At 52.6% G+C, this 20,811-nt stretch carries 15 protein-coding genes and 1 pseudogene; 8 read left to right on the top strand and 8 right to left on the bottom strand.

The annotated features are described in order from the left end of the window. Positions 1-325 (top strand): annotated as a pseudogene (locus RTY00_RS03850) (UxaA family hydrolase); the annotation flags it as partial. Between the two features lie 89 nt (positions 326-414). Here RTY00_RS03850 and sstT read toward each other — a convergent pair. The 3 genes from sstT to RTY00_RS03865 all read right to left on the bottom strand — a co-directional run bounded on the left by sstT (position 415) and on the right by RTY00_RS03865 (position 4,110). Then, the gene (gene sstT, locus RTY00_RS03855) at positions 415-1,662 is read right to left on the bottom strand and encodes a serine/threonine transporter SstT (RefSeq protein ID WP_312663451.1); all 1,248 of its coding nucleotides are present in this window, start codon (positions 1,660-1,662) and stop codon (positions 415-417) included. A gap of 232 nt (positions 1,663-1,894) precedes the next feature. Continuing rightward, a complete protein-coding gene (locus RTY00_RS03860) occupies positions 1,895-2,866 on the bottom strand; it encodes a TerC family protein (protein ID WP_176970524.1) in 972 nt (323 codons plus the stop codon). A gap of 257 nt (positions 2,867-3,123) precedes the next feature. Continuing rightward, positions 3,124-4,110: a Gfo/Idh/MocA family oxidoreductase gene (locus RTY00_RS03865; protein WP_312663463.1), complete on the bottom strand. Its 987-nt coding sequence runs from the start codon at positions 4,108-4,110 to the stop codon at positions 3,124-3,126. Between the two features lie 139 nt (positions 4,111-4,249). Between RTY00_RS03865 and RTY00_RS03870 the strand changes: the two genes are divergently transcribed. Continuing rightward, the gene (locus tag RTY00_RS03870) at positions 4,250-5,938 is read left to right on the top strand and encodes a chloride channel protein (protein WP_312663452.1); all 1,689 of its coding nucleotides are present in this window, start codon (positions 4,250-4,252) and stop codon (positions 5,936-5,938) included. On the opposite strand, the gene RTY00_RS03875 is transcribed toward RTY00_RS03870, so the two are convergent. Next, positions 5,935-6,435 carry a M48 family metallopeptidase gene (locus tag RTY00_RS03875; protein ID WP_312663453.1) on the bottom strand — a complete coding sequence of 167 codons (501 nt, stop codon included), beginning with the start codon at positions 6,433-6,435 and terminating at the stop codon, positions 5,935-5,937. The two genes, RTY00_RS03870 and RTY00_RS03875, sit on opposite strands and share 4 nt — an antisense overlap. A gap of 81 nt (positions 6,436-6,516) precedes the next feature. Between RTY00_RS03875 and rlmG the strand changes: the two genes are divergently transcribed. After that, a complete protein-coding gene (gene rlmG, locus RTY00_RS03880) occupies positions 6,517-7,635 on the top strand; it encodes a 23S rRNA (guanine(1835)-N(2))-methyltransferase RlmG (RefSeq protein ID WP_312663454.1) in 1,119 nt (372 codons plus the stop codon). Here rlmG and RTY00_RS03885 read toward each other — a convergent pair whose 3' ends face one another. The 3 genes from RTY00_RS03885 to RTY00_RS03895 all read right to left on the bottom strand — a co-directional run bounded on the left by RTY00_RS03885 (position 7,636) and on the right by RTY00_RS03895 (position 14,362). Then, a complete protein-coding gene (locus RTY00_RS03885) occupies positions 7,636-9,639 on the bottom strand; it encodes an NADPH-dependent 2,4-dienoyl-CoA reductase (RefSeq protein WP_312663455.1) in 2,004 nt (667 codons plus the stop codon). It abuts the gene before it with no gap. Between the two features lie 319 nt (positions 9,640-9,958). Then, positions 9,959-10,582, bottom strand: coding sequence for a response regulator transcription factor (locus tag RTY00_RS03890; RefSeq protein ID WP_312663456.1), 624 nt, complete (start codon positions 10,580-10,582; stop codon positions 9,959-9,961). A gap of 99 nt (positions 10,583-10,681) precedes the next feature. Then, positions 10,682-14,362 carry an ATP-binding protein gene (locus tag RTY00_RS03895; RefSeq protein ID WP_312663457.1) on the bottom strand — a complete coding sequence of 1,227 codons (3,681 nt, stop codon included), beginning with the start codon at positions 14,360-14,362 and terminating at the stop codon, positions 10,682-10,684. 488 nt (positions 14,363-14,850) lie between these two features. Here RTY00_RS03895 and RTY00_RS03900 point away from each other — a divergent pair, with 488 nt between their 5' ends. From RTY00_RS03900 to RTY00_RS03915, 4 genes are all read left to right on the top strand, one after another. After that, positions 14,851-15,552, top strand: coding sequence for a response regulator transcription factor (locus RTY00_RS03900; RefSeq protein WP_312663458.1), 702 nt, complete (start codon positions 14,851-14,853; stop codon positions 15,550-15,552). 170 nt (positions 15,553-15,722) lie between these two features. Then, positions 15,723-16,754, top strand: a complete 1,032-nt coding sequence (gene idnD / locus RTY00_RS03905; protein WP_312663459.1) for an L-idonate 5-dehydrogenase — start codon at positions 15,723-15,725, stop codon at positions 16,752-16,754. 9 nt (positions 16,755-16,763) lie between these two features. Next, positions 16,764-17,528, top strand: coding sequence for a gluconate 5-dehydrogenase (gene idnO / locus RTY00_RS03910; protein ID WP_312663460.1), 765 nt, complete (start codon positions 16,764-16,766; stop codon positions 17,526-17,528). 79 nt (positions 17,529-17,607) lie between these two features. Further along, complete coding sequence (locus tag RTY00_RS03915; RefSeq protein WP_008103467.1) at positions 17,608-18,927, top strand: gluconate:H+ symporter; 1,320 nt, start codon at positions 17,608-17,610, stop codon at positions 18,925-18,927. 30 nt (positions 18,928-18,957) lie between these two features. On the opposite strand, the gene RTY00_RS03920 is transcribed toward RTY00_RS03915, so the two are convergent. Continuing rightward, positions 18,958-19,677, bottom strand: a complete 720-nt coding sequence (locus tag RTY00_RS03920; RefSeq protein ID WP_312663461.1) for a polyphenol oxidase family protein — start codon at positions 19,675-19,677, stop codon at positions 18,958-18,960. 109 nt (positions 19,678-19,786) lie between these two features. Here RTY00_RS03920 and RTY00_RS03925 point away from each other — a divergent pair, with 109 nt between their 5' ends. Then, entirely contained in the window at positions 19,787-20,596 is an 810-nt protein-coding gene (locus RTY00_RS03925; RefSeq protein ID WP_312663462.1) for a 5'-nucleotidase, lipoprotein e(P4) family, read from the top strand. Positions 20,597-20,811 lie beyond the last annotated feature (215 nt).

A 20,811-nucleotide genomic window follows, 5' to 3' on the forward strand; every position in this document is an offset into this window, starting at 1 on the left:
GCTCAGTGCGCCGGGCAACGATGCGGTCGCCACCAGCGCGCTGGCGGGCGCGGGCTGTCATATGGTGCTGTTTACCACCGGACGCGGTACGCCGTATGGCGGTTTTGTGCCGACAGTGAAGATCGCCACCAATACGCAACTCGCCGAGAAGAAGCCGCACTGGATCGATTTTAATGCCGGACGTTTGATTGAAGGGATGAGTATGGCGGAGATGCTGGAAGATTTCGTCGATATGATTGTGGCGATTGCCAATGGTCAACCGGCGCGCAATGAAAGCAACGATTTCCGCGAGTTAGCCATTTTTAAAAGCGGTGTGACTTTGTAGAACCAGGTCGCCATGAATGGCGACCCTACAAAATCTCGCTAATTATCCGTAGGGTCGCCATTCATGGCGACCCATTCAACAACCGCACCTTACTCCGATTCTGAAACCGTACGACGCGGTTCGCGCTCGGCTTCGGCCTGGCATACGGCGGCGGTAAACAGAATATCCGTCGAGGAGTTCAACGCGGTCTCGGCGGAATCCTGCAGCACGCCAATAATGAAGCCCACCGCCACTACCTGCATCGCCAAATCATTCGGAATACCAAACATGTTGCAGGCTACCGGAATCAGCAGCAGCGAACCGCCGGCCACGCCGGATGCGCCACAGGCACACAACGACGCCACCAGACTCAACAGAATCGCGGTTGGCACATCCACCGAAATACCCAGCGTGTGTACTGCAGCCAGCGTCAACACGGTGATGGTGATTGATGCACCTGCCATGCTGATGGTGGCACCCAGCGGGATCGACACGGAGTAAGTGTCTTCATCCAGATTGAGGCGCTTCGCCAATGCCATATTTACCGGGATATTGGCCGCTGAACTGCGGGTGAAGAATGCGGTGACGCCACTTTCACGCATGCAGGTAAATACCAGCGGATAAGGGTTGCGGCGAATCTTCTGAAACACCAGCATTGGATTAACCACCAGCGCCATAATCAGCATGCAGCCGAGCAGCAGCGTGAGCAGATTGGCGTATTCCCACAGCGCATCAAAACCGGTTGAGGCGAGGATGGAGGCTACCAGGCCAAAAATCCCCAGCGGCGCACAGCGGATCACGCAGCGCACCACCCAGGTCGCGGCATTTGACGCGTCATTAAGAAACGCTTTGCTGCTTGGGCTGGCATGACGAAACGCCAGGCCCAATCCCAGCGCCCACACCAGAATGCCGATGTAGTTGGCGTTCATCAGTGCTTCAATCGGATTCGACACCATGCTCATCAGCAAACCGTGCAGCACTTCGGCAATGCCCGACGGCGGCGTAATTTGCGTAGCACCGACGTTCATCGACAGCGTCTGAGGGAACAGATGGCTGAAGATCACCGCCACAACCGCAGCAAAGAACGTGCTGAGCAGATACAGCATGATAATCGGGCGGATATTGGTTTTCTGTCCCTGCTGATGGTTGGCGATTGAAGATATCACCAACACCAAAACCAGCAGCGGCGCGACGGCTTTCAGCGCACGCACGAACAGCTCGCCCAGCAAGCCAACGGCCAGTGCGGCATCGCGTGAGAACCACGCCAGCGCCACGCCCGCCGCCAGGCCGATCATGATTTGTTTTACCAGGCTTCCTGCGAACAGCGCGCCCAGACGTCCAATAAAGTTGTTTTGCATATCACAGTCTTTTTATATTTGCGGTCATGAGTATTGTGCGCGGTTCAACCACCCACAACGGTTTGCCCGGCGGAGTATAAGGAAAAGAGCTTATGAGGAAAGAGATAATTCTGTGCTTGCGCGGCAGATCGGTTTTTTGATCTGCTGATGATGGGAAGTGTGACAGATATATAAAACGTGAAGGTTGCAACTGGCGAAACAAAGCAGGGGCGATTAGCGCCCCTGCAGAAGATTATGGTGAGATCTTCTTCTGGTCGTTTCTGTGGTTCACCCAGGCGTTAATCAGCAGCGTACCGCCGAGAATCACGCCCACCACCGCCAGCGAGATGCCGACGGGAATGTGATAGAACTCGACGATCAGCATTTTGATACCGATAAACACCAGCACAATAGCCAAGCCATATTTCAGCATCGAGAAGCGCTCCGCCACGTTAGCCAGCAGGAAGTACATGGCGCGCAGGCCGAGAATCGCGAACAGGTTTGAAGTCAGCACAATGAACGGATCGGTGGTCACCGCGAAGATGGCGGGGATGCTGTCCACGGCGAAAATCACATCGCTCAGTTCAACCATGATCAGCACCAGCAGCAGCGGCGTAGCAAACAGCACGCCGTTTTTACGGGTGAAGAACTTCTCGCCGTCGAGGCTATCGGTCATACGCAGATGCTTGCGCAGCCAGCGCACTACCGGCTTGTCGCCAACCGTGCTGTCATCTTCCTCTTTCGCCAGCGCCATTTTCAGGCCGGTGAACAGCAGGAACGCGCCGAATACGTAAAGAATCCAGCTGAACTGGGTTACCAAATAGCTGCCAGCGAAGATCATGATGGTACGCAGCACAATCGCGCCCAATACACCATAAATCAACACGCGACGTTGCAGATTGGCCGGGACGGCGAAGTAGCTAAACAGCATCAGCCAGACAAAAACGTTATCCACCGCCAGCGCTTTTTCTAAAACGTAGCCGGTGAGGAAGGCGAGGGTTTGCGCGGTGGCGACTTCGCGCCCGGCGGTGCCGTCGAGATACCACCAGAAGGCAGCGCTGAACAGCAGTGAAACGGAGACCCAAATCAGTGACCAGACCGCTGCTTGTTTGAATGACATGGTTTGTGCGCCGCGTCGGCCCTGTAATAGCAGGTCAATCGCCAGCATGATGAGCACCACAACAGCAAAGCTGCCCCAAAGTAACGGTGTGCCAACTGAGTGCATAGTCGTATCCTTTTCCAGAAATAAAAAAGCGGCTGAAGTCAGAAGACGTCAGCCGCTTTGATCGTGCTGCAAGCAAACCTCGCCTTCCGGCAAGGTCTCACTTACAACTCAGAATAGGTTCCGGGTTGCCTGACGACCGGATGCGTGGCGCATCGTAATGACGATCAATCAGCTTACAAGTTACTCCCCTTTGCAGCGCTCAACATACGGAGTTCGATAATCGCTTTCAAGAGGGCTCCAGAAAAGTTTTGCAATATTTACACTTCAGCCTGATCTGTCGGGAATACCACGCCGGTCTGGCGGCGAATTTCTGTGAGCAGTTGCGCCGTAACGCGCGAGGTTTCTAAGCCCGCATGCTCAACTTCACCGGCTTCCACCAATTTGGCGAAGGTTTCGGCTTCATACAGCATGGTATTGATGTGCTGCGGCTGCGTCAGGTTTTGGCTCTCGCCGCCGCGCGGGATAAAGCGCAGTTGCTGGCATTCGGAGATCTTTTCAATTATCAGCGATCCCGCTTCACCCTGAATCTCACTCGGGATCAGTGAATCGCTGACTTTTGAGTGCAACAACGTTACGTCAAAATCGCCGTAGCCCAACACCACCACGCCATGCGCATCAACGCCACTTTCCAGTAGCGAAGCTTGCGCTTTGACCTGCTGCGGCGCGCCCCACAAGGTGACGGCGGCGGCGAGACAGTAAAAGCCGATATCCATGATTGAGCCGTTCGACCAGCGAGGATTAAAGGTATTTGGATTCTCGCCATCCAGATAGCGCTGATAACGCGAGGAGTACTGGCAATAGTTGATCAGGGCTTTACGCAGTTTGCCCAATTGTGGCAGCGTTTTTTGCAGTTGCAGGAACGTCGGCAGGCTGGCGGTTTTAAAGGCTTCGAACAGCACCACCTGATGCTGGCGTGCGCAGGCAATCATCGCCTCGGCTTCACGCAGGTTAGACGCCATCGGCTTCTCGCAAATCACATGCTTGCCGTGCGACATAAACAGTATCGCCTGCTCACTGTGCAGCGCATTCGGACTGGCGATATACACCGCATCAATCTCACTGCTGGCGGCAAGTTCATCCAGTGAGGTGAAGGTCAGCTTGCAGGGATAATCCACCACAAAAGCGTTGGCCTGCTGCTGATTACGCGAATAGACGCCGCTCAGCTTCATCTTGCCGGTTTCATGCGCGGCGTCGATAAACTGGCGGGTAATCCAGTTGGTTCCCACGATGGCGAAACGAATCACGTGCTGCTCTCCTGCTAAAGTAAAACGGCAGAGTAACATGTTCATCTGAGCGCCAGGCAGGCGAAATTTGATCCTGAGATCCGCATTCCAATATGATGATGCCGCACAACTTTTTAACCGACTTAGCGGGGACGCGCGGGTGAGTGGAAGTAAACATGCTCTGAACTGGACCACATTACTGATCGCCATCCCCGTTGGATGCGTGGCCTCGCTGGTGACGCTGGCTTTTCGCGGCGTGATCGATGTCATTAACCGCCTGCTGTTCAACAGCGATAACGAAATCACCGTGGCGATGCATGTCTGGCCGTGGATCTTCTGGCCGCTGCTGGTGGGCGCGGGCGGCGTTATAGCCGGTTTTTTCCTGCGCTATGCGGTGGCGATTGAGAAACAGGAAACGGTGCAGACCGATTATCTGGAAGTGATCAACGCGCGCCTTGATGCGGTGCCGACCAAAACTTCGCTGTTTCGTGCGCTGTCGTCGATTGCCAGTATCGGCAGCGGCGCGTCGATTGGTAAAGAGGGACCGATGGTGCAGCTATCGGCGCTGAGCGGCAGTTTGATCGGGCGCTGGCTGCCCAAATCGCTCAATCTGCGCAACAGCGATATCGTGGCGATGGCCGCAGCCGCCGGGCTTTCGTCGGTGTATCACGCTCCGCTGGCGTCAGCGATATTTGTGGCGGAAATCGCGTTTGGCATCTCGGCGCTGCAACGCTTAATTCCGCTGATTGTTTCGTCAGCGGTGGCGGTGATGACCATGTGGTCGCTGGGTTTCCGCAGCGCGCTTTATCCGTTATCCGAAGCGCTGTTTCAGATGGATATCAGCAGCTTGCTGATGACATTGCTGATTGGTTTTGTTGCTGGCATAGCCGGTTGGCTGCTAATAAAACTCATTGCGCGCAGCAAGGCGCTGTTTGGCCGCGTGCGTTCGCTGCCGTTACGGCTGGGCGCGGGTGGATTAGTGGTGGGCTTTCTGGCGCTGATCTCCACCGATATTCTCGGTAACGGTTACGAAGTGATCGTCAAAATCATTGATGGCCAATATCTGCTAATGGGTTTGCTGGGATTGCTGGTGTTAAAAACGCTGGCGACCACGCTGTCGGTGGGTTCCAACGCGGTGGGCGGGCTGTTTACCCCTTCATTATTGATCGGCGCACTGCTCGGCGTGGCGCTGGCGCAGATGGGCGTGATGCTGCATTTACCGGTTGGTAATACCTTGCTGTATGCGGCGATCGGCATGGCGGCGGTGCTGGCGGCGGTCAGTCAGGCACCGTTAATGGCGATGCTGATGGTGTTAGAGATGACGCTGAATAGCAGCCTGCTGTTCCCAATCATGATCGCGTCAGTACTGGCGTCGATGGTGGTCTATCGCCTGCAATCGTCCAGCACTTATCCGGTGGTGAGCAGTCATTTCAGCCGTTCCGAAGCCAAGTATGATTTCGATAACATGCGCGTCGACCAATTGATCATTCCCGGCGCAGCGTTACAGCCGGAAGAGTCGGTGGGACAGGCGCTGGCGGTGAGCTCACTTAAGCGTGAACGTTATGTGTATGTGATTAATAGCGAAGGGCAATTTCTTGGCGTGGTGTCGATCCACGATATTTCACGTAAGGTGTTGTCGCAGGAGATCACGCTGCATTCGCCAGTCAGTAGTGTGATGGACAATAACTTTCCCTGCATTTATCAGAATCAAAGCATGCGCGAAGGTTGGGAAGCTTTTGCCCGCGTCACGCTTGAGCGCCTGCCGGTGCTGAATAATCCACAGGAGCGCCGTTTTATGGGCGCACTGACCAAAACCAGTTTGATTCAAAAGGCGCAGGAGTTTCTTTAAGCCGCGTTGCCGCGCATCGCCTGGTCGGTCATCCACAAGCGGGCGTCAAACTCCAGCTGGTGATAATCCGGTTCCATGTGGCAGCAGAGTTGGTAAAAGGCTTTGTCGTGATCTTTCTCTTTAAGGTGCGCCAGCTCGTGCACCACGATCATGCGCAAAAACGCTTCCGGTGCGAGGCGGAAGAAAGTGGAGATGCGAATCTCCGCTTTGGCTTTGAGATTGCCGCCTTGCACGCGCGAAATCGCAGTATGCAGCCCCAACGCGTGCTTCATCACCTTGATCTTATTGTCCCAAATCACTTTACTCACCGGCGGCGCGCTGCGCATGTAGCGGCTTTTCAGCGCTTGCGTGTAATCATAGAGCGCACGATCGCTGACGATATTGTGCGTATCGGGATAGCGTTGTTGAAGAAATGAACCTAAACGCTCATGTTCGATCAGCGTCTGAACCTGCTCGAGGATGTTTTCAGGGTAACCCTGCAGATAGATTAATGACATTGGGATTCCCGGCGAAAGACAGTATACTGCGCCCCCTTTTTAGGGCGAAAATCGCGCAAAGTGTACCACGCCGGAGATTCCATGAGCCAACTTGAACTGACCAATCGCACGCTGACGCTGCACCGCTTCCCGCCTATGCGTGAGGAAAGCCCGCTACAGGCGTGGGATTCCGCCGATGAATACCTGCTGCAGCAAGAGCTGCCAGAGGGACCGGTTTTGGTGTTCAACGACAGCTTTGGCGCGCTGACCTGCGGGCTGGGCGCACGTCCCGTGTGGCACGTCAGCGATTCATTGCTGAGTGAACAGGCGGCAAAACAGAACCTGCGTCTCAATGAGATGGATGAAGATCAGGTGCACTTTATCGATAGCCTGGCGCCACTGCCCGCCGCGCCGGCGGTGGTGATGATCAAAATCCCCAAAGCGCTGGCGCTGCTGGAGCATCAACTGCGTGCATTGCGCGAAGTGATCACGCCAGACACGCTGATTCTGGCGGCGGCGAAAGCTAAAGACATTCACAACTCCACGCTGCAGCTGTTCGAGCGCATCCTCGGCGAGAGCAAAACCTCGCTGGCGTGGAAAAAAGCGCGTCTGATTTATAGCCGCTACACCGCGCCTCAATTAGCGGATCAGCCTGCGACCACTGTTTGGCCGCTGGATGATTCTGAGTACCAGATCCACAATCATGCCAACGTGTTTTCCCGCGCGTCGCTGGATGTCGGTGCTCGCTTCTTTATGCAGTATCTGCCTTTTGACATTGAGGGAGAAATTCTCGATCTCGGTTGCGGCAATGGCGTGATTGGCTTGCTGGCGCTGGAACAGAATCCGAATGCGGACGTGCTGTTTTATGACGAATCCTACATGGCGGTGGCATCAAGCAAACTGAACGTGGAAGTGAACCGTCCCCAGGATATGGCGCGCTGTCAGTTCCGCGTTAACAACGTGCTGAGTGGCTTCCCGTCCGATCGCCTGCACGCGGTGCTGTGCAACCCGCCATTCCATCAGCAGCACGCGGTGACCGATCATCTGGCGTGGCAAATGCTGCGTGATGCCAAACGCTGCCTGCAGTATGGCGGCGAGTTGCGCATCGTCGGCAACCGCCACCTCGGCTATCACGTCAAAATGAAAAAGCTGTTTGGCAACTGCGAACTGGTGGCGTCCAACGCCAAGTTCGTGGTGCTGCGTTCGGTCAAACTGCGCTAATTAGATACTCAGCGCCAATTCGGTCGCCTGAGCAATGGCGCGGCGAGCATCCAGCTCCTGCGCCACATCCGCACCACCAATCACTTGTACGGATTTACCTCGCGCGCTGAGCTGGTCCGCCAGCAGGCGCAGCGGTTCCTGCCCGGCACAAATCACAACGTTATCCACCGCCAGCGTTATCGCTTCGCCCTGATGACGCAGATGTAATCCGGCATCATCAATCTGCAAATACTCGACGTCGCCCCACATCTGCACGCCGTGCGCCTGCAAGCTGGCGCGGTGGATCCAGCCGGTGGTTTTCGCTAAGCCTGCGCCCGGCTTGCCGGATTTACGTTGCAGCAGCCAGATTTGCCGATCGGCGGGCTGTGGCTGTGGCGCCATCAATCCGCCGCGCGCCTGCAGGCTGCGGTCGATGCCCCAGCTTTGATAAAAATCGTCATGACTGGATTGATGCAGCAGAAACTCGGCGGTATCAAAACCAATGCCGCCCGCGCCGATAATCGCCACGCGTTTTCCCACCTGTTTTTTATCGCGTATGACGTCGAGATAGCTCAGCACGCTGGGATGATCGATGCCGGGAATCGCCAGCTGGCGCGGCAAGATACCGGTGGCGATAACCACTTCGTCAGCGGTTTCCAGTTCGTCTGCGGTGACGCGATGTTCTGTTTTAATCGTCACGCCTGCAGCAGCAAGTTGATGACGGAAATAGCGCAGCGTTTCACTGAATTCGGCCTTGCCGGGAATCTGCCGGGCGATATTAAACTGCCCGCCAATTTGCGCGTCGGCTTCGTACAGCGTGACCTGATGGCCGCGCTCAGCCGCCTGCAGCGCGAATGCCATACCTGCGGGCCCTGCGCCTACCACTGCTAACTGCTTCGGCTGTTCGGTGGAAATTACCGGCATCAGCGTTTCATGGCAGGCGCGTGGATTCACCAGACAAGAGGTGACTTTGCCGACAAAGATTTGATCGAGGCAGGCCTGATTACAGGCAATGCAGGTGTTGATGGCATCGGGCTGGCCGGTTTCTGCTTTACGAACAAAAGCCGCATCGGCGAGAAAAGGGCGCGCCATCGAAACCATATCGGCGATGCCGTCACGCAGAAGCTGTTCAGCAACATCGGGATGGTTGATGCGATTAGTGGCAATGACCGGCACCGACACGCGCTCGCGCAGATGCTGGGTGACCCAGGCAAAACCGGCGCGCGGTACGCAGGTGGCGATAGTAGGAATGCGCGCTTCATGCCAGCCAATGCCGCTGTTAAATAGCGTAACGCCGCACTGCTCCAGCGCTTGCGCCAGCGAAAGCGTCTCTTTCAGCGAACTGCCGTTATTCACCAGATCGAGCATCGACAGGCGGAAGATGATGATAAAGTCGCTGCCGACGGCATCGCGCACCGCTTTCGTGACGGCTAACGCAAAGCGCTGGCGTCGCGCCACATCGCCGCCCCAGTCATCCTCACGCTGATTAGTATGCGCTACCAGAAACTGATTAATCAGATAACCTTCGGAACCCATGATCTCCACGCCGTCATAGCCGGCCTGTTGCGCCAGTTTGGCGCAGTGTGCGAAGTCCTGAATGGTTTGATGGATATCCGCATCGCTGAGCGCTTGCGGCGTAAAAGGATTGATCGGCGCCTGCAACGCCGAAGGGGCAACCAGATCGCGTTGATAGCTGTAGCGGCCGGCATGCAGAATTTGCAGCGCAATTTTCCCGCCTTCTGCATGCACCGCATCAGTAATGACGCGGTGCCAGTCGCACTGACTTTGCTGGTTTAGGATCGCTCCGCCATGTGCCACCACGCCTTGCGGATTGGGCGCAATACCACCGGTGACAATCAGCGCCACACCTTCGCGCGCGCGCTCACCGTAGAAGGCAGCCAGACGTTCGGCACCTTCAGCGTGTTCTTCCAATCCGGTATGCATCGACCCCATCAGGAAACGGTTTTTAAGGTGGGTGAAACCCAAATCTAGCGGGGCGAACAGATGGGCATAATGTTCAGGCATGATCACATACTCAGAAAGTGGTCGGATGAGTGAACTCTAGCGGGAATTTGCAGGGAAGGAAGTGTGTGGCGTTCAGCCTGTGAGAAGCATCAAAAAAAAGCAGGGCGGTAAGTCGCAGACGAAAGATTCGGACTTCTTTCGCCAGGCACTGGAAGAAACCTACTCGCCCTGTAATAGCATGAAGAAGGGGCTAATAAATTAGCTCTGTGGTTATTAATTCCTTTAAAACTCAATCTTCTTAAAAACTGTCCGGGGTGAGGACAAGGCATATAATGCCATGTCACTAGGCTGTTAATCCGCAAGACTAGTCTTGATTTTGTTAGCACGCACCATTACGTCGAGCGAGTTCGATGATATCGACCAGGTTTTTTGACTCAAGTTTTTGGAATATTTTCGTTTTATAGGTACTGATGGTTTTGTTATTTAACCCAAGTTCACAAGCGATGATTTTATTTGATTTTCCTTGGGCGAGTTGTCGCAAAATTAAATTTTCACGGTCCGTAAGGCGAGAGAGCATATCCTGCTCATTAGCATAACGTTGACGTTTATCCAGAATATCACCCGGCAGGTAATTTACGTTGTTAGATACACAGCCAATCGCAGCGATCAGTGTTTGGATAGGATCGTAGGTTGAGACAAATCCGTTTGCTCCCTGGCTAAGCGATTGTATTGATAGGTGATTATTGACCCCCTGACTTATTATTATAACTTTCATCCATGTTTTAGATTTAACAATATCCCGTAGAAATGCGATGCCGTTCTTTTCTTTAAAATCAGGATCTAATATCAGTATGTCAATGTGATGATGAATGATATCATCAATACCATCATTTATTGAGTGCGCAGTAGTGACACAATTAAAACCGTTCATTAATAATAAAGCCTGCATACCGGCGGCAACCAGGCGATGCTCATCAACGATGAGGATTTTTGCATTAAACATATCTCTCCCTTTAACGGCATCGTAATGATGACGTTGGAATCCATTATGTCCGGCGGAACAATAGGGCGAACCGAGAAATGTCTCGATAAGATTATGATTCTAAGAAAAGTGATGGTTTTTAAGGTGGAGTTCTGAAAATTCTAATAGAGATTTATTTACACGCTCTATTTCTAAACTGATTTGCTGTATTAATTTTTTTGCATCATAAGACTCCTCCAGGTGAACTTCTAGTTGACGTCCTAATTTTACCAAAGCATGTGCATTAAGAATCGCTGCCCCCCCTTTCAGTTTGTGGCCGAGCTGGGAGAGCGTACTTGCTTCCTGCGTTTGTTGTAATTCAGCCAATAATGCATCGTGGCTATTGCGGATGCTGGCGATCAATGCAAAACAACTTTCAACATCGCGTTCTGCTAGTTGGGTTAGTAGCAGAGGGAAATCAGCAATAGCGGTTTCTGGAACATCAGCACCATCATCATCCTCAATGAATTCTTCAGCTGCAGCTGCAGTCGCTGGCTCTGAGTGATTTGGACCGCGTCGGGTGCAATTTTCAATCTGAGCCAGTAAACGATCCAGATTCAGAGGCTTAAACAGGCAGTCATCCATGCCAGCCTGTAAACAGCGTTGCATGATGTGCTGTTCGGCAGAGGCTGTAAGGCCGTACAACATAATCGGCGGTAAATGATGTTGTTGCTCATACTGACGGAGCGCTTCTGCAAACTGAAAGCCGTTCATTGTCGGCATATTGCAATCGGTGATGATTAAATCAAAACGCAGCGGTGCTTGCTGCCACAGCGCCAACGCTTCGGCAGCACTTTCGCTGACCACCACCTGATGGCCTGATAACTCAAGTTGCTTGCCGAGTAGCAAGCGATTGGGGGCATGATCGTCAATCACTAACACTGAGAGTTTGTCAGAAAACACGGGATGTGACAGATGCGGCTGAGTTTGATCGCGGGGTTCGCCTTGCGGGGCACGGAAGTAAAAAGAGAAGACTGCTCCTTCGCCCGGTGCACTTTCCACAATCAGTTCGCCATCCAATAAGTGCGCCAGATTCCGGCAAATACTTAACCCTAATCCGGTGCCTAGTTGCTGTTGATGGCGTTCGCCGACCTGGACAAAAGGCTCAAAGATGGCATGTTGTTGATCTTCCGTCATGCCACAACCATTGTCGCTCACTTCAATGACAAATTCGCTGCCTTCCTCTTCCTGCGCGATACCTTGCATCAGCACTACGGTGACCGTGCCTTCTTCAGTAAATTTAATGGCGTTGCTTAAAAGATTCGAGAGGATTTGGTTGATCATCAGTGGATCGGTTTTCACCCAATAGGCGGCGATATCCATTTCGACACGCAGTTCAATTCCTTTGTTTTCGGCTTTGTTGCGAAATAATGTGACAGCTTGTTCAATCACATCCGGCAAATAGACTGTTTCCGGCGTGGGTTGATACATACCGGACTCGATCTTTGAAAGATCGAGTACATCACCAATTAATGACAACAACGCGTGCGCTGAACTGTAGGCAACACGAATGTTCTCTGAAAGTGAATCCGTGGACTGCGAGCGTGTTTCCAGCTCTAACAAGCCAATAATGGCATGCAACGGGGTGCGGATCTCATGGCTCATACTGGCGAGGAATTCGCTTTTGGAACGATTCGCTTTATCCGCCGCATCTTTTGCCAGCTGCAACTCCTGCAACAGCGCATTACGTTCGGTCACATCCAGCCAGCCACCAATTACGCCTGCTACATCGCCGAGACGATCGCGAAAAGGTAATGTCCAGTTGTAGAGCTGGAGAGGTTGTTGATCAAATACCATATGGATATCGCGCATCACGGCTTCGCCATCGCGCAAGGTTTGCTGATAACCCTCTTCAATACTTTGGATGCTGGCATTATTGCCCGCAAACACGTCGGATAGGCGTTTGCCAATCACCTCTTCACGCTGGAAATTCATATAGCGCAAATAAGCTTTGTTACAGTCAACCAACCGGGTATTTTTGTCGCGAATATACATCGCGACCGGCGATTCATTAAATAGAGTGTGGGTGAAATTGAGCTGATTTTTTAACGCATTTTCGGCCTGAATGCGTTGCTGAATCACCCTACGCAAATGACGATTCCAGATCAAAATCAGCACAATCAGCCCGGACGAAATTGAAACGATGATCAGAATCGCCTGTTTATAGTTCTGCCATGAAGCGCTAATGAACGGGGTTTCTGCCTGCCGCCACTGCGCCAGCAGTTTGAATAGTGTTTCGGGTGGGACCGCTAATAAGGCTTTATTGAGAATGCTAACCAACATTTCATTACCGGGCTCAACGCGCATGACAAAACGTGCCGGATCGGCGCCGAGTGTGCTTTCAACATGTAACGCATCACCAAAATGATTACGTAGCAGGTAATCTGCAAAAATTTTTGGCAGCACCACGGCATCAATCTTGTGTTCTTGCAACTGACGCAGGGCATCAATTGGATCATCACTGTTAGCTAAACTGAGGTGGGGATAATGCTGCAGCATCCACTCTTTCATCGTCTGATTGTTCAGCATTAATACGGAACCAAAAGGGAATGAATCGCGTCCGACGATATTGCTGGGTTTCTGATTGCGGATGATCACCCAATGCGATACTAGCCATGGCCGGGTTGTCAGCTGCGGATGCGCCTCATCATCCCGATCAAGAATATCCATGGGAAAGAGCCGAGGAGGAGTATATTTATCGCTGGATGATGGAAGCGCTCCCAACACATGATTACTAAAATTCAGCCCAGTCAGATTGGCGATCAATTCCAGCACATCAACGCTCATGCCGATGAAGGGCATTTTTGCTGTTCGGCTACTTAACGGGGCTAATTTGGTCGGCAATAGTACGCTTATACGCGAGTGATCCTTTAGCCACTGCTCCTCTTCCTGGGTTAATGCGAGTGGATTACGCTGCAAAACATGGTGAATATCAAGCTGCCAGCGTTTGGCTATTTGCATGCGGATGGACAGCGGAATTTGCTGCAATGCCTTATCAACCGCCTTCGCCAGTAAGGGAAAGTGCGGACTAATGCCAAAGCTAACGTTCATCGGAATGCTGTATTCGTCTGGCGTTATTTTTAGCGCATTAGCAAAAAGATATCGATTGAGATGATTTAGTGTCGCGGCATTTCCCCAAACCTGAGCAGTCTGATTAAAAACTACGGACGCAACTGCATCATAATAGCCAGGAAATCGCACCAGTTGGTCTCCATGATAGTTACGTTCAAGATATTCGCGTCGCTGGGGTGCTCCGGACCAGGCGATACGTTGGCCCTGCGGCGGATTCAGGCCGATAGCGTGATCTGCTTTAAAGCCAATCACGCTGTAATCCAGCATCCAGGGCGCACTTGAGATCAACTGTTGTGGCGGTGATGTGGGTAATACAACATTGATCGCCAGCATTTGCATCTCGCCACTGAGCACGGCTTTCTGCGCGGCGCTATGATCAGGGTAGTAATAAAGCTCAATGGTTGTATCGAGCATGCTTTGTATCAAGGAGAGATAGTCGGCACTGAGCCCTTCAAAACGTCGCGTGTCGGTATCCATAAATAACGGAGGTTGCGGCTGACCCGCCACTGCGACTTTGATCACTTTGTTGCGAAATCCAGAAGGAATAGGTTCGGATAATTGCAAAGCAGGTTGCGTCGTATCATATCGCGCCAGAAGCTGAAGTGTTTTTTCCGCTGCGGATGAGGTGCAGGAAAATAAAGTCAGCAACAATAATGCTGTTAGGCGAAAACTTGCGAGCGAATTGAGCACGGCAACATCTCGAAAAAAAGTGGTGACATTAATTACAATGAGGACATTGGAGTATAGAGATATTTATCTACTTCACTCGCCCAATTTTACTAACATCAATTTTTTGCGACCATTCTCAAAAAATCAGCCTTTTATAAAAGAAAAGACTTGAACAAGGATAAGCGAGAATTTTATTAATTGTTCATTTTATTCAGTATGTTAATTGCTTTGTGACCTTTCAAGACAATTCTTATGTGGTCTTGTTGAGGAGTTAAGTCAGAATTTTCGCAGTTTAACGTGAGTGGCCAACATAAAAGCTATTGCGTTAAAAAAAGAAATCTGGCTAAAAGCGTTAATCATCTCTTTATCTGGCGGAAGCATTTTTAAGAAAATTAATGCTGAGATGAATTATTTATCTCAATTGTCGCTTATTAATATCATCAGATTACTTCAGCTGGTGTGGTTATCACAATTGGACAAAGTTAAAACTGTAATAAAGGAATAAATAAATGGTATATGCACACAATAAACAAGTGCGTGTGGCTGTCCTTGATGATCACCCAATGGTCCGTACCGTTTTCGAGTTGTGTTTAAAACATGAGCCCGATATTCATTTGGTGGGAACCTGGGCTTCAAGTAATGAATTATTTAATCAGCTAAGAAGTACCGTGGTTGATGTGCTGGTACTGGATTTCCTGCTAGGTGAGCGTGAACTGGATGGATTGGCATTAGTTAAGCAACTGCGTAACCACTATCCACAGCAAAAAATTCTGATCTCCTCCTCAATGGAAAGCCCGGCGATCGTCAAAATGGTGCTCAGCGCTGGCGTGAAAGGTTTTATTGGCAAAAGTCATAACATGCAGGATATTACTCATGCGATTCGCCAGGTTGCTCAGGGACGTTTGTTCCTGTCTAAAGAAGTCGCTTACGAGGTTGAAAATCTCTATGTAATGAGCGAAGAGTCACTGGATGATAGCCTCGATTTCAGCAGCAAAGGCAACATGTATGAGAAGGTGAAAACCCTCAGCCCGCGCGAAGTGGAAGTGGTGCGTTGTTTCCTCGATGGTTTGAGCGTGTCGCAAATTGCCGTGAAGTTTAAACGCAGTCGTAAAACCGTGAGCGGACAGAAACAATCTGCGCTGAAAAAACTCGGTTTGCGCTCCGATTCTGAGCTATTCAAATACAGCCACGACCTGATGTCAGGCTATTAATTTTCTTCACAGGCGGCCACATACGGCCGCCAGTAGCCTCCTCTGCATTGCATACTTCACGTTCCAGGTAACACCTTTCCGTAACATGTCTTTAGGTGATCTTCATCACAGTTTAAAGCTGCGTAACCCGGTCTGATGGCGCCCATTGCTACAGCACTTATGGGGACGTTATGAATATCGAAACGCAATCCGGCATGATCACTGGAAAAAAACAAGTCAGCGTTGCAAAGCAGCAGGTGAAATGGGACGGCAAAGGTACGTTGGTGCGCATCACGCGTGGCGGCATTTGTGGCTCCGATCTGCATTACTATCAGGAAGGTAAGGTCGGCAGTTTTGAGATCAAAATGCCGATGATTCTTGGCCACGAAGTGATCGGCTACGTGGTTGAGAGCGATAACCCGAATCTCAAACCCGAGCAAAAAATCGCGGTAAATCCCTCAAAGCCCTGTGGTACGTGCAAATATTGCCAGCGCGATCAGGAAAACCAGTGCACCACCATGCGCTTCTTCGGCAGCGCCATGTATGTGCCGCACGTTGATGGCGGTTTCACTCAATATAAAGTGGTAGATAGCGCGCAATGCGTGCCATTCCCGCAGGATGCCGATGAAACAGTCATGGTATTTGCTGAGCCGCTGGCGGTTTGCATTCATGCCACGCAGCAGGCGGGCGATCTCACCGGAAAACACGTGTTTATCTCGGGCGTGGGGCCAATTGGCTGTCTGATTGCGGCCGCAGCAAAAGCACGCGGTGCCGCCTCCATTGTCTGCAGCGATATCAGCGAGCGTTCACTGGAGATGGCGCAGCAGATGGGCGCAACCGACGTGATTCATGCCGCAGAGGGCGATTTCACTCCATATCTCGCCGACAAAGGCTATTTCGATGTGGCGTTTGAAGCCTCTGGTCATCCTTCTTCGCTGCAGCGCTGCCTTGATGTGGTGTGCGCCAAAGGCACGCTGGTGCAGGTTGGTATGGGCGGCACCATCCCCAACTTCCCAATCATGGCGCTGATTGCCAAAGAGATTAATCTGGTCGGCTCCTTCCGCTTTACCCATGAATTCAACACCGCCGTCGAATGGCTGGCTACTGGCGTGGTAAATCCGTTGCCGCTGTTCAGCGGCGAGTTCGCCTTGCAGGATATTGATGCCGCGCTGCAGTTTGCCGGCGATAAAACCCGTGCCGCTAAAGTTCAGTTAACTTTCTAAGGAGCAGTGATGAGCCAGTTATTTTCCCTCGAAGGCAAGCGTGTGCTGCTAACCGGTTCGGCGCGTGGTATTGGATTTCTGCTGGCGCGCGGGCTGGCGGAAGCCGGTGCTGAAGTGATCGTTAACGCCACCACGCACGAAGGGGCAGAGAAGGGCGCCGCGCAGTTGCGTGAGCTGGGCTTACGTGCGCACGCCAAAGCGTTTGATGTCACTCAATCGGCGCAGGTGAAGCAGGCGGTGGATGAGATTGAAGCGGAGTGGGGCGCGATTGATGTGCTGGTGAACAATGCCGGCATTCAGCGCCGCCGACCTTTCCTGGAATTCCCGGAGCAGGACTGGAATGACGTCATTGCGGTAAACCAGACTGCCGTATTCCTGGTTTCACAAACCGTGGCGAAGAAAATGGTTGAGCGTCAGCAGGGCAAAATCATCAATATCGGTTCAATGCAGAGCGAATTAGGGCGCGACACCATCACACCTTACGCGGCCTCCAAAGGTGCGGTGACCATGCTGACGCGTGGCATGTGCGTGGAGCTGGCGCGCCACAATATTCAGGTCAATGCTATTGCGCCGGGCTATTTCGTTACTGAGATGACTCAAGCATTGGCTGACGATCCTGCTTTTACTAGCTGGCTGACCAAGCGCACGCCAGCCGCACGCTGGGGCAAGCCGGAAGAGTTGATTGGCGCGGCTGTATTCCTCGCTTCCGGTGCGTCGAACTTCGTTAACGGGCATCTGCTGTTCGTTGACGGTGGCATGCGCGTCGCCGTGTGATGCCTGTGCGCGGCTGGCGTTATCGTCGGGCCGCGCCTAAACCTTAATCACCCCTCTGTATTCCTAAGGATAATAAAAAATGCCAATAACCATCATTGTGCTGGGTGTGATACTGCTGCTGGTGTTGATGATTGTATTTAAGGTCAATGGTTTCATTGCGTTGGTGTTTGTCTCGGCGGTGGTCGGTATTGCCGAAGGCATGACGCCGCTAAATGTGATGGCGTCAATCCAGAAAGGTATCGGCTCCACGCTAGGCGGATTAGCGATGATCCTCGGTTTCGGTGCCATGCTGGGACGGCTGGTTTCCGATACCGGTGCCGCTCAACGCGTGGCCACCACGTTGATCGCCGCGTTTGGTAAAGAGCGGTTGCAATGGGCGCTGGTAGTGACCGGACTGATCGTCGGCCTGGCGATGTTCTATGAGGTCGGCTTCGTACTGCTGCTGCCGCTGGTGTTCACTATCGTGGCGGCTGCCGGTTTGCCGCTGCTGTATGTTGGCGTGCCGATGGTGGCTGCGCTCTCGGTCACGCACTGCTTCCTGCCGCCGCATCCGGGCCCAACGGCGATTGCCACTATATTTGGCGCCAATCTCGGTACAACGTTGCTCTACGGCATGATCATCACCATTCCAACGGTGATTATAGCCGGACCGGTTTTCTCGAAGTTCCTTAAAAGCTTTGAGAAGTCACCGCCGGAAGGGCTGTATAACCCAAAAATCTTCACGGAAGAGGAGATGCCGGGCTTTGGTATCAGTATCTTTGCCGCAGTGATTCCCGTGGTGCTGATGGCGATTGCCGCCGTCTTCGAATTGACCACGCCGAAAGAGAACGCACTGCGTCAGTTCTTCGAATTCATCGGTAATCCGGCGGTAGCGCTGTTTATCGCGGTGGTGATTGCGGTGCTGACGTTGGGGCTGCGCAATGGCCGTAAGATGGAAGAAGTGATGGATATGTGCGGCGAATCGATTGCCGCCATCGCCATGATCATCTTTATCATCGCAGGCGGCGGCGCGTTTAAACAGGTGCTGGTGGACAGCGGCGTGGGTAACTACATCGCCGATATGATGAAGGGATCGTCACTGTCACCGCTGCTGATGTGCTGGACGGTGGCGGCGATGCTGCGCGTGGCGCTGGGTTCAGCCACGGTGGCGGCCATCACCACCGCCGGTATTGTGACGCCGATTATCGCGGCCACGCACGCCGATCCGGCCTTAATGGTGCTGGCGGTGGGTTCCGGCAGCGTGATCGCTTCACACGTTAACGATCCCGGCTTCTGGCTGTTCAAAGGCTACTTCAACCTAAGCGTGGTGGAAACCCTGAAAACCTGGACGGTGATGGAAACGTTGATCTCGATTCTCGGGTTAGCCGGCGTACTGGCGCTCAACGCAATAATTCACTGATCGACAAGGCTTCACAAGGATGTGAAGCCCTCAACCACGCGTGCGGATCCACGAGAAACGTGACTGATAGCCGCTGTCAAAATGGGTGTTGTAGCGATAGCTGGAACCCGATTCCGCCATGCAATAAGTACAGACGTTCAACACCTCAATATGTTCCGCCACTATTCCCCGCTGTAACAACAAGCGCCGCGCCAGATTAGGCAAATCAAACCAGATTCCATCTTGCTGGGCCCGCGCCTGCGGACGGATCGCTTGCGCATTATGCGGCTGCTGAGTGGAGTAGGGTAACGGCGGAAGATCGTGACGATCCTGCATCTGTGTCACCAGATCGTTACCCAGCTCGTAGCAGCACGGTCCGATCGCCGGACCGATGACCACACGCAGCGTTTCACGGCTGGCGCCGCGTTCCAGCAGACGATCAATCGCGTTGTTCAACACGCCGCCGAGGGTGCCTTTTAATCCGGCGTGCACCGCCGCAACTTGCTGCTGTTGCGGATCGGCAAATAACACCGGCAGACAATCGGCGGTATACACCGCGACTGGCAGATTATCTTCGCCAATCAGGCCATCCGATTCACAACTTTTGGGCGGCAGGTTTTGGCTTGCCAGCAACACACTGGCGCTGTGACGCTGTTGGCCGTAAGCGGCATTGGCTGGAACGGGCTGGCCCGCCGGCTGAAACGCGTATTCCAGCCAGGAAAACTCATCCAATAGTCTTGATCGTGGACCGCTGTGCGGGTGCTGTGCCATAAGTGTCTCCTCTCACCAAACGGCTGCATTCTGCTGCCCACAGCTTACGTTAACTGCTACATTTTTAAAGCTTTACAAAAACTGACCCTAATCACTTAAGGATGAAATGATGAAGAAAACCACTTTGCTGGCGGCGTCCGGCTTAATGGCGTTGACGTTAACCGGTTGCGCGCAACCTGCCAAACAGCAGGCTCAGCAGCAGCTTGGCCAGCAATCGGTACTGGCAGTGAACTGGTTCCAGCAATCCGGCGAATATCAGGCATTGAGCTGGCAGGCGTTTAACAGCGCGCGCATGGCTTTTGATCAGGCGCCATCGCTGGCGGGTAAACCGAAAGCAGTTATTGTCGATTTAGATGAAACGATGATCGATAACAGCGCCTACAGCGCGTGGCAGGCAAAAAATGGCCAGCCCTTCTCGGGTAAAACCTGGTCAGCGTGGACGCAGGCACGTCAGGCAACCGCCGTGCCGGGCGCAGTAGAGTTTGCTAACTACGTCAACAGCCACGGCGGCACTATGTTCTATATCTCCAACCGCGATCAAAAAGACTATGCCGCAACGGTGGAGAACCTGAATAAGCTGGGCTTCAGCGGCGTGAGCGAGAAAACGGTGCGCCTGAGCACTGGCAATTCCAACAAGCAAGAGCGCTTCGATGCGGTGAAAAACGCCGGTTACAACGTGGTGTTGTATGTGGGCGACAACCTGAATGACTTTGGCGGTTCAACCTGGCATCAGGGAAATGCGCAGCGTCAGCAGTTCGTTAGCCTCAACCATCAGCGTTTTGGCACCCAATTCATCGTGTTACCGAACCCACTGTATGGCGACTGGGAAAGCGGCATGGCGGAAAACTACAACAAACTGACGCCTGAACAGCAATTGCAGGTGCGTGAAGCGCGTATGAAAGCGTGGAACGGTAAATAATTCGTCAGGTAAAATAGCGTCTGCTTAGGCAGGCGCATTCATGCCCTCTTCAGGTCCAATTATATTTACACTCCTGCGTAACTATTATTCTCCTCACGTTTTTCCTGATCTCTTACTTTATTTGATGAGAATGAACAGTGAATTATATTGCCTTGCTGGCGAAATGGCAGTGAATCACGCTAATCATAAATTTTGTAATTAGGAATCTTCCCAGC

Origin of the sequence: Pantoea sp. CTOTU49201 (assembly GCF_032054795.1) — a bacterium.
Classification (GTDB): Bacteria; Pseudomonadota; Gammaproteobacteria; order Enterobacterales; family Enterobacteriaceae; genus Pantoea; species Pantoea symbiotica.